Source organism: Armatimonas sp. (assembly GCF_043757465.1).
GTDB lineage: Bacteria > Armatimonadota > Armatimonadia > Armatimonadales > Armatimonadaceae > Armatimonas.
The window spans coordinates 1-14,318 of sequence record NZ_JAYVPL010000023.1 but is presented as its reverse complement, the minus strand read 5'-3'; the positions used below and the strand labels follow the sequence as shown (position 1 = coordinate 14,318).

Annotated in this window: 12 protein-coding genes and 1 tRNA gene; 3 read left to right on the top strand and 10 right to left on the bottom strand. The window is 58.4% G+C overall.

All coding sequences use genetic code 11. The annotated features are described in order from the left end of the window. Positions 1 to 12: 12 nt before the first annotated feature. The 6 genes from infC to ACH2ED_RS03100 all read right to left on the bottom strand — a co-directional run bounded on the left by infC (position 13) and on the right by ACH2ED_RS03100 (position 4,802). Complete coding sequence (gene infC, locus ACH2ED_RS03125; RefSeq protein ID WP_395088754.1) at positions 13 to 810, bottom strand: translation initiation factor IF-3; 798 nt, start codon at positions 808 to 810, stop codon at positions 13 to 15. Between the two features lie 144 nt (positions 811 to 954). After that, positions 955 to 1,917 carry an ABC transporter ATP-binding protein gene (locus ACH2ED_RS03120; RefSeq protein ID WP_395088753.1) on the bottom strand — a complete coding sequence of 321 codons (963 nt, stop codon included), beginning with the start codon at positions 1,915 to 1,917 and terminating at the stop codon, positions 955 to 957. Further along, complete coding sequence (locus ACH2ED_RS03115) at positions 1,917 to 2,894, bottom strand: ABC transporter ATP-binding protein (protein ID WP_395088752.1); 978 nt, start codon at positions 2,892 to 2,894, stop codon at positions 1,917 to 1,919. Before ACH2ED_RS03115 ends, ACH2ED_RS03120 begins: the two co-directional genes overlap by 1 nt. A 13-nt stretch (positions 2,895 to 2,907) precedes the next feature. Further along, positions 2,908 to 3,267 (bottom strand): DUF5658 family protein, encoded by a 360-nt coding sequence (locus ACH2ED_RS03110; protein ID WP_395088751.1) that lies wholly within the window; start codon positions 3,265 to 3,267, stop codon positions 2,908 to 2,910. A gap of 29 nt (positions 3,268 to 3,296) precedes the next feature. Then, positions 3,297 to 4,673 (bottom strand): PIG-L deacetylase family protein, encoded by a 1,377-nt coding sequence (locus ACH2ED_RS03105; protein WP_395088750.1) that lies wholly within the window; start codon positions 4,671 to 4,673, stop codon positions 3,297 to 3,299. Between the two features lie 41 nt (positions 4,674 to 4,714). Next, positions 4,715 to 4,802 (bottom strand) — tRNA-Ser (locus tag ACH2ED_RS03100). A 60-nt stretch (positions 4,803 to 4,862) separates the two neighbouring features. On the opposite strand from ACH2ED_RS03100, the gene ACH2ED_RS03095 reads away from it, so the two are divergent. Beyond that, complete coding sequence (locus ACH2ED_RS03095; RefSeq protein WP_395088749.1) at positions 4,863 to 5,327, top strand: phosphatase PAP2 family protein; 465 nt, start codon at positions 4,863 to 4,865, stop codon at positions 5,325 to 5,327. 3 nt (positions 5,328 to 5,330) lie between these two features. Here the strand turns inward: ACH2ED_RS03095 and ACH2ED_RS03090 are convergent, their stop codons facing one another. Genes ACH2ED_RS03090 through ACH2ED_RS03075 form a run of 4 tightly spaced genes read right to left on the bottom strand, consistent with a single transcriptional unit; the run spans position 5,331 to position 12,988 of the window. Then, the gene (locus tag ACH2ED_RS03090; protein ID WP_395088748.1) at positions 5,331 to 8,438 is read right to left on the bottom strand and encodes a hypothetical protein; all 3,108 of its coding nucleotides are present in this window, start codon (positions 8,436 to 8,438) and stop codon (positions 5,331 to 5,333) included. Beyond that, entirely contained in the window at positions 8,435 to 9,439 is a 1,005-nt protein-coding gene (gene csaB / locus ACH2ED_RS03085; RefSeq protein ID WP_395088747.1) for a polysaccharide pyruvyl transferase CsaB, read from the bottom strand. The genes ACH2ED_RS03090 and csaB overlap by 4 nt, the downstream gene beginning before the upstream one ends. Further along, positions 9,436 to 11,361 carry a DUF5693 family protein gene (locus ACH2ED_RS03080; RefSeq protein ID WP_395088746.1) on the bottom strand — a complete coding sequence of 642 codons (1,926 nt, stop codon included), beginning with the start codon at positions 11,359 to 11,361 and terminating at the stop codon, positions 9,436 to 9,438. Before ACH2ED_RS03080 ends, csaB begins: the two co-directional genes overlap by 4 nt. A 1-nt stretch (position 11,362) precedes the next feature. After that, entirely contained in the window at positions 11,363 to 12,988 is a 1,626-nt protein-coding gene (locus ACH2ED_RS03075; protein ID WP_395088745.1) for a M48 family metalloprotease, read from the bottom strand. Between the two features lie 29 nt (positions 12,989 to 13,017). Between ACH2ED_RS03075 and ACH2ED_RS03070 the strand changes: the two genes are divergently transcribed. Beyond that, the gene (locus ACH2ED_RS03070) at positions 13,018 to 13,644 is read left to right on the top strand and encodes a flavin reductase family protein (protein WP_395088744.1); all 627 of its coding nucleotides are present in this window, start codon (positions 13,018 to 13,020) and stop codon (positions 13,642 to 13,644) included. An 11-nt stretch (positions 13,645 to 13,655) separates the two neighbouring features. Further along, on the top strand, positions 13,656 to 14,183 hold the full coding sequence (locus tag ACH2ED_RS03065; RefSeq protein WP_395088743.1) for a hypothetical protein: 528 nt from the start codon (positions 13,656 to 13,658) through the stop codon (positions 14,181 to 14,183). The last annotated feature ends 135 nt before the right edge of the window (positions 14,184 to 14,318 follow it).

The window sequence follows — 14,318 nt, the reverse complement described above, 5'->3', positions numbered from 1 at the left end:
CGGGGCGGGAATCTATTTGGCTTCCGTCTCGACGGTCTCAGCAGTCTCAGCGACCTCTACAGCAGCTTCGACTTGCGTTTCCGCATTGACTTCCAGACTCTCGTCGTCATCCTCATCATCCTCATCATTGAGGTCGTCGTCCTCATCTAAGTTCTCGTCATCCAGCTCCTCTTCTTCGTCCTCGTCCTCGGCAGGCTTTGTGGACTCGGTACCAGAGGATTTGTTCTGGCTACTGGGATGTTGCTTGGCGTTGGTGCGGCTCTCCAGGCGCTGGGCAGCACGCTTCATCGCCTCTTTGGAAGGGGACAGAATCATGATCATCTGACGGCCTTCGATCAGCGGGTGGCGCTCGACCTGTCCGACTCCGGCATCAACTGCAGTCTTTGCGATCTTGGCCATCGCCTCTTGTGCAAACTCAGGGTGCGACATCCAGCGGGAACGGAACCGGAAGGTGATCTTAACCTTATCGCCGTCCCCCAGAAACTTCACGCAGTTTCGGATCTTGATGTCCAGGTCATGATCGTCAATAAAACCCATCTTTGGGGAGATGGTTATTCCCTTCATGTCGGATTGTCGCTGTTTCAGGCGGGCTTCACGGTCTCGTTTGCCTTGCTCGTACTTGAACTTACCGTAATCCATGATGCGGCAGACCGGAGGAGTTGCAGTGGGGGCAACTTCGATCAGATCCATGCCTCTGCTACGAGCAACATCCAGCGCTTCGCGCGGGGTCATTACCCCTAGTTGCTCTCCGTCCTCGCCGACAACACGGACTTCTCGAACGCGGATGCGCTCATTGACTCGGGGGCCCATGTCCCGATTGCGGTCGAAACCGCGGGCATCACGTTGATGACTTATGCTAAACCTCCAGGTTGATTGACATTGACGTGGTAAAGTCCACGAAAAAGAGTCCCTAAAAAAATGTTCGGTTCATTCTATCCCTGGCAAGATACCCTGTCAAGAATTCCAGACAGGCAGCTCCTGTGAGAAATGACAGGCAGCGCCGCTTTCCAGACCGAGTGTGGGCTCTTTTTCTGTACAGATCGCTTGCGCAAACGGACAACGCGTACGGAAGCGGCAGCCAGTGGGGATGTTGAGAGGCGACGGCGGGTCACCTTCCAGCGGCGCACTATTGCGGCGCTTGGTCGGATCAGGCAGCGGGACGGAGGCCAGAAGGGAACGGGTGTAGGGATGGCGCGGATTGGAATAGATCGCCTCGGCAGTTCCCATTTCGACAATTCGCCCTAAGTACATAACGGCAACCCGGTGCGCGATATGCCGAATCAGTGCCAGATCGTGGCCGATGAAGATATAAGTGATCCCGCGCTCCTGCTGCAAGTCCATCAAGAGGTTGACAACCTGGGCGCGTACGGAGATATCAAGTGCGGAGACAGGCTCATCAAGAACAATCAGTTCGGGGTTGAGAGCGAGGGCTCGCGCGATCCCGATGCGCTGGCGCTGCCCCCCAGAAAACGCATGGGGGAAGCGGCTGGCGATCCCATCAGGAAGCCCCACGGAGCGCAACAGTTCCTCGACACGGGTATTCTTATCGCCTTTAATATCGTGGATCTCTAGCGGCTCACGCACGAGCTGGCCGACGGTAAGGCGCGGGGAGAGACTCGCGTAGGGATCCTGAAAGACCATCTGCACGCGCCGACGGAGTGCCTTAAGCGCATCGCCAGAGAGGGCATGGACATCGTCGCCGTCGAAACGCACCGTGCCACCGGCTTTGGGCAAAAGCCGCAGGATCGCCCGGCCTGTCGTGGACTTCCCACAGCCCGACTCGCCGACGATTCCCAGGGTCTCACCTTTTGCTACGGCGAAGGAAACCCCGTCCACCGCGCGGACAAGCTTGCCGCCACCGACAGAGAACTGGACAGAGAGATTCTCTACCTCAAGCAGCGCTGATCCCTCTGGCATCAGTGCTCTCCTTCCAGAACACGGTGGCAGCGTACTAGGTGCTCCTTGGTGATCAGCCGCGTTGGGAGTGGCTCGTGACATTTCTCGATGGCTTCAGAGCACCGGGGGCGGAACGGGCAGCCGCTGACTTCACTCGGGCGCGTGGGCGGCTGCCCTGGAATGAAGTTGAGACGCGCGGCAGTGGCTCCCGTATTCTTAGGAGCATTTTCGGGAAGCGACTCCAGCAAGGCACGGGTGTAGGGATGCTTGGGGCTGGAAAAGAGCGTGTGGACATCGGCCTCTTCCATGACCTGACCACCGTAGAGAACCGCGACACGGTCACAGACCTGAGCGACGACACCAAGATCATGGGTAATAAAAATCACTGCCATGCCGAGCTCTTGTTGCAACTGACGAATGAGCGTCAGTATCTGAGCCTGCACTGTCACATCCAGCGCCGTCGTGGGTTCGTCGGCGAGGAGCACATCCGGCTCGGAGGCGAGCGCCATGGCAATCATCGCTCGCTGGCGCATCCCCCCCGAGAGCTCGTGGGGATACTGGCGTGCACGCCGCTCTGGATCGGGTATCTGCACCCGGCGCAGGGCAGCCACAGCGGCATCCCAGGCATCAGACTTGCTGACACGCTTGTGCAGGCGTACGGACTCGGCGATTTGATTCCCAATGGAGAAGACGGGGTTGAGGCTGGTCATCGGATCCTGAAAGATCATCGCGATCCGGCCCCCACGAATCGCGCGCAAGTCTTTTTCCGGCAGCGCAAGCAGATCCTGCCCCTCGAAAAGAATACGCCCCGCCGTCACTCGGCCCGGCTCGGGGATAAGGCGTAGCGCGGAGAGCGCTGTCATGGTCTTGCCGGATCCTGATTCGCCGACGATTCCCAGGGTTTCCCCACGGCTTACCGCAAGAGAGACTCCCCGCACGACCGATCCGGCGGGAAACGAGACTTCCAGGTTCTCCAGAGAAAGGAGAGGTTCACTCACAGCGGGCAGTATATCAGAATTGTGCGAGCTTGAAATAGGTGAGAGCGTAGACAGCAATAATTATCCGTAGCAGCCAGATCGTGAAGGTCTTGTGGCGACGAGCTAGATTAGGGGCCATGAGTACTGCGGGGATACACGAGATGGATTTCACGAGAACAAAAGTGATCGGGTGAACATCAAACGTCCATGCAAGCAGGTGATTAGCTTCCGTGGCATAGCCCATGGTTACCCACAGCAGCGTGGTGAACATGTCTACCATGCAGATAGTGGCAAGCACCAGTGCCTCTTTTTCCCCAGCGCGCCGCAGGACGATGGGGCCGTGGAAGAGCAGGCGCAGTGAGTTGCGACGGTTGAGCGAATCTATTTTTTCCAATGGTTCCTGTACATTCCTTCGCAAATCAATCACGGATTGCGTAAGATAAAGCGGCGGTAGCCAGTTCGGTCCACGATATAGCGTGTGGTCATGCCTGTTTCTGCCGAGAGCCAGAGAGTGTTAAGGGCTCCTGACTCACCAAGCCGAAGCTGTGCAAGAGGAAGCGTGTAGGTGAGCTCGCGTTTGCCAGTTTGTATCAATTGTGGAGACTGCAAGGTTCGTGCCAGATAAACTCCCGACGAGGTGCGGAGTCGAAGCCCATAGCGCACTCCAGGGGCAGCCGCACCGCGAAGCTGTAGAGTAACCCGAAGACTCTCGTTTTCTACCTGAGCGGACAGCGCCGTCAGGTCTGTCGCCGGGTTTGCGAAGCGCACCACATCATCTCCTTGGGCATCTCGCACTTTCGCAACTTGCGATGTTCCAATACTGGGTTCGACTGTTGCTCCAAAAATCTCATTGCCTCTCAGAAATGATCGGAGCTGACGGCCACATAGCTCTAGCTGAGAAGAATACTGGTTCAGAGCACGCTCCTTGGCCTTTTGAGTCTCAGGACTCAGTACCAAAGAGCGCCAGTGTGTATCCGCGAGCGCAAACCCGGAGGGCGGGACAAGATTAAGCTGAGGGGAGTAGCCCTGTGGAAGCGGCCAGTCGCCCCGGTGCACGATGTAGTAGTGCAGTAGAGTATTTTTGAGTGATGTGCCTTCTAGTGCGGCCTCCGTGAACGAGGCCCCGATGCTATGATCCATGTGATCGTCGGCGGGATGCGTGACAAAGACATCGGTGGGGCGGAACTGCTCCAAAACCCCCTTGATGTCCGTGACGAGAGCGGCTCCACAGTACGCTCCTCGTGGCGTCGAGCTACGGTTTGTGTAGGGAGAGCGGTAGGGAGCGCTGGGTAGCCAGTGATCTTCCCAGAGCGCATTCAGCCCGCGATCAGGGTACCCGAGAAAGGTCACCGACTCCGTGCCCACACCTAGAGCGGCAAGTGCCTTGAGCGCCTCTTTTTGACGGAGCTCTCCAAGATGTACGTAGTCCGTGGCACGGGTGGGCAGTCGCCGTGTGACGAGGGCACAGGCGGCGGGGAAGGCATCGCCATTGGTGAGAAAAACCACCCGGACGGGAATCCCGCTCTGACGGGCTTGCGCGATGAGGCCACCAGCTCCCAGGGTCTCGTCATCGCAGTGCGGAGCGATGATTAGCAGGCGCTGCGTTTTGGTAAGTACGGGGAGCTTCGGCAGAGAGGTACCTGACATCGCCTGGGCCGTGCGATGCAAGTTGGCATAGAAGCCCAGTGAGACCAGGGCCGCAAGAAGGGTGGGGGAGACCACAGCAAGCAACGCAAAGCGCTTCCAGCGAGGCCAGCACTTGACGGTCTGCACGGAGTTTTCCCAGGTGATTCGTCGCAACAGTGCTCAGGTCCTCCTGTACCCCGAAAGGAATTGTAGAACGGAGTGAGTGGGATTCGAACCCACGAGACCTTTTACAGCCTACACGATTTCCAATCGTGCTCCTTCGACCAACTCGGACACCACTCCAGAACAGGATTGATTCTATCGTCTTTTGTGAGATTTGCCAAGATACGGGATACTGTGGCTATGCGAATCTTGCTAGCCGTTTTGTTTGCGACTCTTGCCATCGTCCCCAGTCATGCCCAGACCGGGCTACTTGACCACTCGACAGCGAAGTTTTTCTCGCACGAAGGCAACCTGGCGTTTCTGGCCGCAGGGGTTCTGTCAGGGGACTCGCGTGACCGGGGACGGGCACTGGTAACGAGCACGCTACTCGCCACCAGCCTGAAGTATCTGTCCCACGAACGTCGCCCCGATGGTTCGACCTTCGACAGCTTTCCCAGCGGCCATGCCAGCGCCGCATTTACGATTGCCGGGCTAGCCGCAACCAGAGCCCGAAGTAAGACCGAGGCCGCGCTCTGGTATCTGGGAGCTGCCGCAATCGCCGATAGCCGGGTAACTCTCAAGCGTCACTATCCCCACGATGTGGTTGCGGGAGCAGTTCTCGGCCTTATCATCGCTCACATGCCCTCTCTGCGGCTTCGTTTCTAGGGCTTAATTAAACCGAGCGCGCAGATCGAAGTTCAGGGTTCGAGCATTGTAGGAGAACTGCGGAGTGTCGCGGTCGGTCATTCGGATAAAGCGTACATCGAACGTGGCGGAGAGAAGGCTACTGACGGCCCACTCGACCCCGACTCTTGCCTCGTTGTTGAGGTAGTTGAGCGCGTTGTGAAACCCGCCGATGCTGCCGGTTCCTGAGCCTGTCCCCGTCCCTGTTCCTGTGGCGGCGGGGCTACTGGCGTTAAGAAGACGCCACTCGAAGAACGGAAGCAGCGGCGTCTCCCGGCTCGTGCTTTCTTTGCTCGCACCCTTTGTGCGCTGCTGAAGTGAGACGGCGTAGGTGCTTCGCAGAACAAAAGTCGTGGTGACACCGCTCTGACCGAATCCGGAGCTAGTCCCCCCCCCGATCTGCCCCAACCCGGACCCGACCCCGGAGACAATGCCTCCTCCTGTGCCAAAACTGCTTAGCGCGGAGCCAAAGTTCATACGTGCCCCACTGACCGTGAAGTTCATCCGGCGGTAGGGACCCGCCATGACCTGGAGGATGTAGTTCTGGTTGTCCGAGTCGCTCGTGCTGCCCACATAGGTTGTCCCTTGTTTACTCCACTGCCCTAGGAGCTTAAACTTCTCGTTGAGGGTGTAGTCTAGCGAGAGGTCGGTTGTTTTACTCTCCGTGTTATCGTAACCGGGAATCAAGGAGAGCTGCTGAATAAAGCCCGTCTCCACACGGAAGCGTGATGTCGGCGTAAACGAGACCCGCGCGTTTTGGGAGCGTGTTCGCTGTCCGGTGGACGCTCCCCCCAGCCCTGTATTTCCGGCATCCAAGCCCGAACCCGCGTTATAGAACCCGGAGAGATTCTGCCCGTTGGTGGTATCAGTGATATCAAACTGGAACTGGAGCTTTTCTGGCAGTGGCGAGTAGGTGGTCGAGAACGCCAGATCACGCCCGCGAAAGAGCGCTCCCCCGGAGTGATTGCTCGTTAGCCCCACGCTGGTCGAGAATGTTAAGTTGGCCCCAGGTGTCAGATTGAGCTTGAGCTGCGCCGTTTCAGAGGACGAGTTCGTAGTGGTCTGGGCCGTTGTGCCGTCGCGGTAGCCACCGAGCAACCCACCCGTACCACTGGAGCCACCTGTGCCGACGGTTTGGGTGTAGCCATTGGCAAAGATACTACGCCCCTTGGAGCCGGTTCGAAAGAGGCTCGCCTCAACACTTCCCTTCACCAAATCGTAGGTTGCGGCAAGCTGGTCGCTATTAAAAGTCGCCAGGGAGCTACCACTTCCTTGATTGGTGCCCGCATGGGAATAACGCATCCTCGGGAGCTTTTGTCTGCCCTGAGTCAGCGGTGTCCAGTTTGCTCCAAAGTTCATGGTCTGGTTTCGGAAGGTAGAGATTGTGGAGCCCGTCGTTGTGGTTCCTACACTGGAGCTGAACGGCTGAGAGACAGTTGTGTCGTTGACGGTAAAGTCGTAGACCCAGCTCGGGGAGGGGCTAAACCCAAATGTCCCCCGGAGCCCGCGCTCCGAGCGCAGAAGCGCCGTGGCGGTGGACTCGATTCCCGAAAAGCCTGGCTCGATATTGCGCCAGCCCAGGTTCGCGTTCCACGAAGGCCGAAAGCCCGAACCTGTCGCCGCACTGGTGCTCTTCAGAAGGGCATCTGTGTCTTTCGTGCCCATCATTACCGCGCTCTTACTGTCTGTCTGCTGTGAGCCCAAGGCAGCAGTGAAAATTAGCCCCGTGCCACTATTTTGCTTACTGACACCCTGGCTCTGGCCGTACTGAACATTGATCTTAGCATTCGGCAATGGGGAAAACTGCGTGTCTAGGCCCAGCACCTGGCGATCACCTCCCACACCAAGTTGTGGCACGGGCGTGTAGTTGATCGAGAGGGACGATATTCCAAGTAGTGCGGTGTCCGCAGGCAAGGAACGTCGGAGCTGGATGTAGTTCAGCTCCCGGTTGAGAATATAGTCCGCATTGATCCCCTCGGTCAGCAGGCGCTCCTGGTAGCGCACCTCCACGGGGGTATTAGGCTGAATAGGGGAGGGCAGGGTGTAGCGAGAGGCCAGGTCGCTGTAGACCGGGAAGTACTGAGTGACGGGCCGGTTTGCTGTCCCACTACTACCTGCCATCTGTCGTAGCACCGTGGCTCCCACGCGCCCCGACTTGGCAAAGCTCGCGGGGGTCTCGAAACGCAGGCCCGTCAGCACACCCGGGCTCGTATTGAAGTTCTGCGCCTCGTAGCTGAACTCCACCGTATCTTCACGGTTGAGGATACGGCTCTTTTTCATGTGAACTGTCCCCAGAATATAGTCCAGCTCATAGTCTTCGTAGGCAACGAGCTCCTGGCCATTGAGGTAGAGTTTTTCCGACGCCGGAATAATCTGTGAGGCATTCATGTAGTAGGGGCCGGTCGTTCCATTTCCCTGGAAGCTACCTCGCCGTGCCAGAGCCCGCGTGATCGAGGCCACGGTAGAGAACGTTCGCCCTGCGCCCAGTTGCCGGTCGTACTGGACGCCAACGAGGCGGCGGGAAAAAGTCACGAGCTCATTGCCTGGCAGGCTCGCGTTGACATCGCCCACCGCTGCCTTAGTGCGCTTGTCAGCACTCTCGTATTCGAAGCCCAGGAGCTGCGCAAGGCTCGTCTGTGCCGCGACTCGGTTGTTTGTCAGGCTGGTATTGACGCGGACAGCACTGAAAAGGCTCCCCATCAAAGTCATGTCGAGCTGCTGCTTGAAGGGGCCGAGCGACGAAGTATTAAAAAACTGGTTGTTGTTTTGAAACTTAAACCAGTCTTTAGCGGACTGGCTCCCTGAAACCTGGTTTGACCGTAGAGTGAGCACCCAGTTCCCGTAGGCATTGAGATCTTTGCCGAGCGGCCCGATCAGGCGCTCAGGGAAGGTCTTGCCATCGCGCGGTGCCCCCCCCATGCCGCCCGTATTGCTCGAGTTCATGCGGAACTGGTCTTTTTTCTTTTTTTCGTCTTTTACTTCTTTTGTTTCTTGTTTTACTTCTGTCTCTTGCTTGACAGTGGTCTCCTGAGCCTGGGCTAGAAGTGCCGCCAGGGGCAGCACAGCCGCGAGAAAATAGCGTCTTATTATCATCGGAACCATTCCTGGGCAAGCTCACTCGGGCGGCGGGCGCGGATGCGCTCGGCTTGTGCAAAAGCGTGAAGCTGCTCGCGGCGCTGGGGAGCGTTTTCTCGGACGCGTGCCATTGCGGCACGCAGGCTCTCGGGAGTTGCGTGCACGGCGTCCAGTAAGGCGTCCTCCTGGCCTGTCGCTTGCGCTAGAGCATCAACCTTCGGGTCGTAGGAGAGTGCGACAAATGGCGTCGCGCAGCGTGCTGCAAAGATCAGGGCGTGAAGTCGCATCGCCACGACCTGCTCCGCCACCGCGACCTGCCCGAGTACATCCGCCACCGACGCGCCTTTAAGCTGCCAGTTGTAGCAAGGGAGCTCCCCGTGGGCCTCAAGATCGCCGGGTAGGTGCATCGGAAGCGCGGTGGCTCCGGGGACAGCGCGGGCTAGGGTCTCTGGGGAGACGCCCGGCCAGCGACGTAGCGCCACCAGTGTCCCCGACGGTTTCGTCACGGCTGTGGGGTCAAGAGCAAATGCGGGGTCGGCCACTACTTCTATAGACCGTGTCACGCCGATTTCCTTCAAAAGAGTCGCGCTTTTTATATCCCGCACCGTCAGCCCATCTGCCTGCTGCGCGATAAAACGAACCACCTTTCGGGAGAGCGGATGGCTGAGCGGGCCAACTCCCTGCCCCCACCAGAGCACACGCCGCGCCTTACGGCGTGCGATCAAGGCCATCAGGGCGTACCAGAGTACGGAGCGCGCACTTGTGACGTCTTGCAGTAAGCTGCCGCCCCCGAACACGAAGAGATCCGTGCCCGAGAGAGCACGGACGGTCTCTTTCCAGTGCCAGCGATTGGCGGTTCCGACGCCGGGATGTAGTGCGGCTGTCGCGGTGGAATCAGCAGTCAGAACCAGTAGCTGCGCAGCCGGAAAGCGCTCCGTCAGCGCTGTCCGAATCCCTGCGAGCACTGCCTCATCTCCTAGATTCCCAAAGCCGTAGTAGCCCAGTGCCGCAATCTTCATGACTTGGTTTTTTTCCAGTGCCGCTCCAACAGTACAATGAGTAGCGTGCCTAGACCTAGCCCCAGAACAACCCCCAATGAGTCGCGCATCACACTGACAAGGAGGGGGATGTGTAGATGGCAGAAAGTATTGAGGTAGTCTGTCACGGCAATCACGCCAAGAAGATACAAGGGCACTCCCCAGCGCCTCTCTCCCCGACCGGCAAGATAGATTCCCAGGAGCAGTGCCGCAAAAAGAAGCGCCTTAAAGCGTGGTCGGACGGGCAGAGTGGCATCGAGTAGATCCCGAAAACGCAGCTCAAACCCCGTGACCACGACGGCGCCTTCGTTGCCGGAGCGTAGCCAGAGCATCGCCAGGATGATCAGTATCGCCAGGCCCGCTCCCACTTGCCAGAATCGTACCGGCTCGTTGATCAAGAGAAGTGCCCGCTGGAGCTGGCGGCGCAGCAGGGATAAGAGAGCTGCTGGACTCTCGGTGCGCAGCCCGACTGCCCAGACCAGCACGGCAAGAAACAGCGGGAGGTAAAGGGCCGCCTTGATCCCGACAAACGCATCCGCTTTCACGATAAATGCCTGAGTCGCTAGCAGGCCGACCACCGAAATAATTCCCAGTGTCGTCACGCCGACGATCCGCACTAAACGGAGAAGTGCCACGCGGAGCGGTTTTTTACCCCACTCCACGGGGCTAAGGAGCCCCCCCTGCACCACCGCGAACCCCGCAAAGACAACCGCCGCAGCCAGTGCCGCAAGTTTGGGGGACACTGCCGCCAGGACAACGAGCCCGCCCGCACCCGCTAATACCAGTAATGAGAGAGGATGAGCCAGATCACCAAGTAGGCCAAAGAGCTCCTGGCAGAGAAGAAAAAGCGTGGCTGCCAGCCCCAACCCGATTAAGACACGCGCGGCAAGAGGGACAGCAAATAGGGGATAGGTATGCGCCTCGCCAATCGTTAACCCACCCCGCTTAAGAGACTTGACAAGCGTCTCTATGTACTCAATGTTCTCGTTAAGGGGATTGGTTTTCTCCAGAAAGAGCCGGATATAGAGCATCCGAATATTACGTTCCCGCGCTGCCAGGGAGAAGCGCTGGATATTATCCGCAGGCGTTGCCGTGGCCATCTCAGCCCCCGGAATCGTATGGACGCGGACAACTTGCTCTGTGGCAAGCTGATGCAGAAGCGTATCGCCTTTTATCTTGGTGAACTCAACAATTCCAACCTGAAGGTGCTTAGCCCCTAGGGCCTCTGCCGTGGTGCGGAGCTGGCTATCGTAGCCCAGAACATCATCCCCAGAAAAAATGACGGTCTTAACACCCTGGCTCTTGAGCTGCTCCAGTGCCCAGCCAATTCCCGTGTTGGGGATGTTGACGGAGTTCTGAAGTCGCCCCACGACACTCATATTGGCGTTCTTCACCATCTGGAGCAAGTTTGGATCGAGTCCGACCCCGATCGTCTTAATCACCGAGAAAGGCTGGTAGACCTCCATCCCAAGGTCTTCGACTTTAAGGAGCTCCGCACCTGGGGGAACTCGGATCTGAGCGTACTCATTATTGGGATCCAGCTTGAAATGTGTTCGGCTCTGAATGGCAGCTAGAATGCGGGAGTAGCTTCCCTGATGAGTCATCAGATAGGTTACGCCTGGTTCCGCTGAAGGGATTGCCTCCACGCGACGCGACTCCTCCAGCGAGGCCAGCGTGTCCTCGGTAATCGCAACCGACGTGATGCCTGCTTGCCTAAATCGCTCCAGTACGCGGGCTGTAGGCACTCCCTCCGCGGACGCCAGCTTTTGCAGCTCCGTCATGTCTAGAGTTAGCTCAATACGCTTGTTACTTGCCTCCGCGACAAAGCGCAGGCTTGCCCCGTACAGACCCGCCAGCGTTCCAATGCCAATCAGCGCCCAGAGCGCCACCCGCAGCTTCTGCATCCTATTCCTTCCACCCTAAGTACGCTCGTGCGGCCAGCTCCCGCTGGATATCCAGGGTTAGCAGGCGAAGTACCGTGGCAATATTTTCCGGAATTCCCCCGCTTTGTACCACCCATTCCGCCCAGGAGGTTCCCAGAGGGCACGGCTTCTTGTCTCCCCGCTCCACGGAGAGTGCCGCCGAGACACTCGCCTCTCCGGCGGAGCCGCTCCATTCTACCGGTTGGCCCAGACGGCGCTCCACAAGCTCGCTCCAGAGTGCCCTCTTTGTAAGACTGCTCTCTGGAATCAGCAGATCCAGTTGCTGTTGGTAGCGCCGAACCCGGGCCATCGCCAGATAGCGCCATCCCCCTCCCGCCGCACGATCCGCGCGGGAGAGCTCACTTTCCGCATAGCGGATCAGTCCCTCGACGGCGGCGAAGTGAGTCCACTGTGCCGCTGAGTTCAGGCGATAGAATCTGCCTACATGGAGATCCGCCAGTACCGTGAGTGATGCCTGGCTCGCACGCTGAAGCGGTGTCGGAACTGCCGCAATCTGCGCTAGTGCCTCGCGGATCTCCGAGCGCCCTCGAAGGCACTCAATGGTCTCGGGATCTGTGCCCGAGTGCAGAGCATCCCAGACGGGCCCGGCGAGCCGGAGCAGCCGCAGGGTGCGTGCGTAGACATCTTGAAGCTTGAACTGGAGCAGATAGGCATGCGTCGAGAGGACAAGCCGGCGAATATCCTGACTCTGGGCGGTGAGCAAGAGAAGCTGCTGGAGCGTGCTCGCCGTTACGAGAGGCTTGTAGGTAGCCATAAGCCGAGTCTGTTGACGCTGGATCGTATCAGTGAGCTCTTTTCGCTCCAGACGGTTGCGAGCGCTGAGGGATGTGGAGGTTAATACAGGGAGAGCCAGCGGGTCACGCCCCAGACGAACCAGCTGAGCAAGCCCGGCAAGCCCGCGTGCATCTAGCCCCGCGGCCACGGCACCTCGGGAGTCAATATCGCTCTCTCGCACCACGGGCTGCTGGCGTCCGACTGTTGTTCGTTTGGGGCCAGTGGGGTGCGTGCTGAAGTACTCCTCCCAAGCCGCTAGGGGGCCGCTTGCCATGGTCTCAATAAAGCGGAGGAGCCCACTGGGCGCATAGCCCGCCGCTGCCGCAAACCCGAGCCCGACCCTATCGGCTTGGTACTCGTTGTCACGGCTCTGGGCGAGGGCACGCAGCAGATTCAGGATCGGCAAGCCCTGGCTCAGCACGCTGCCCTTGGGAGGTACAATACGCAGCAGGAGCGCGACAAGCCCATTGTTCTGAAGCTGCTGCCACGCATGGCGCTTGGCCACATGCCCAACCTCATGGGCCAGAACCCCCGCCAGCTCATCGTCGCTAGTAACTTCATCAAGCAGCCCGCGTGTCACGAGAACTTTGCTTCCCGGAAGAGTGAGGGCGTTGGCGACATCGCTTCCCAGAATCACAAACCCGGGTTTGGCGTCCAGTCGATCCGAGTGCACCGCCACTTCCTGCCCGATCCGGGTCACCCAGCGCGTGAGCAGGGGATCATCGTCAATCCCAGACGCGCCGATGAGTGCATCGCTTGATGCCCTACCCAGCAGTTTCTCTATTTCGTTGGCTAGGGTATCGGGGCGTTTCACGGGGTCTATTCTACAGGGTACAATCAAATATGTCCCACCGTGCCTTCGATCCGGCGACAATGGCGATCCCGGATGCCTACAAGCTCCTCAATGTCTGCGTCTCGCCCCGGCCTATCGCATTTGTCTCGACCCTCTCACCTGAGGGAAAGCCCAATCTCGCACCGTTTTCGTACTTCATGGCAGGTGGCGCAAACCCGCCGTCGGTGAGCGTTTCGCCGCTGAACAATCGCCACGGACAGCCTAAAGATACTCTGGTCAATATTGAAGCCACGGGGGAATACACGATCTCTATCGTGACCTACGCGATTCGCGAGAAGATGAACCAGGCATCGTTTGAGTACCCCTACGGCGTGAGTGAGTGGGAAGAGGTGGGATTCACCAAAGGTGCGACGGAGGTTGTCAAGCCCGCGCGTGTTCTGGAGTCGCCGCTCGCGATGGAGTGCAAGCTCTTTCAGGTGGTCAAGCACGGGCCGGGGCCGCTCTCAGCAAACTACATTATCGGCGAAGTGGTGCGCTACTGGATTGATGAAGCTCTTTTGGACGAGACCGGAAAAGTAGACGCCACCCGAGTGGATTACATCGCCCGAATGAGCGGCGACTGGTACACACGCGCCCAGCCCGACGCCATGTTTGAACTCGCCCGCCCGATGCCGTAGACTAATTCACCATGCGGTTAAAGACGACCACACAGCAAGCCCAACAAACTCTATCCACGAGCTACTCCACTACGGCGGCTCCCTCGGTGGCAACCGTTTCTGCCGCCTCAACAAATGCTGCAAAAGCTGCCTCCACGATGCACATCAACGTCAAGCCGCGTAAGAGTCGTGCAAAACTAACTCCAACTCGTGCCTTTCTGTGGGCGACATTTCTCACACCACTTGTTCTGCTGGGAGGCTATTTTGCCCGGCCCGTCCCACGAATCGCGCTCCCCCCTCGCACAGAGATTGTTTCCCAAAACGGCCAGATGGTTGCTCGTCGGATACACAGCCGCGAAGGAGTTTCGCAGTTAGCCATTGGTCGTGTCGGAGAAAAGCCACTCTGGACGGAAGATTTTTCAAATGAGGGCATCATCGCCTTCAGCCCTGACGGACGCTATATCGTAACGGAAAGCACACAGGCAGAAGATCTTAGTGCGCTGATTCACTACAAACCATTTGTGCGCATCTCGCTGATGATCGTAAATGCTACTCATTGACTATCATACAGATACAGAAACAACTCTCTGTCGGGATCGCTCCGCTCGTTCGGGAGGGACTTTCTTAGGGCCTCCCGCTATGAGTTGGCATTTTTTTGTCATACTGTCGCTATTTGGTTAAGAAAGAGGTATCTA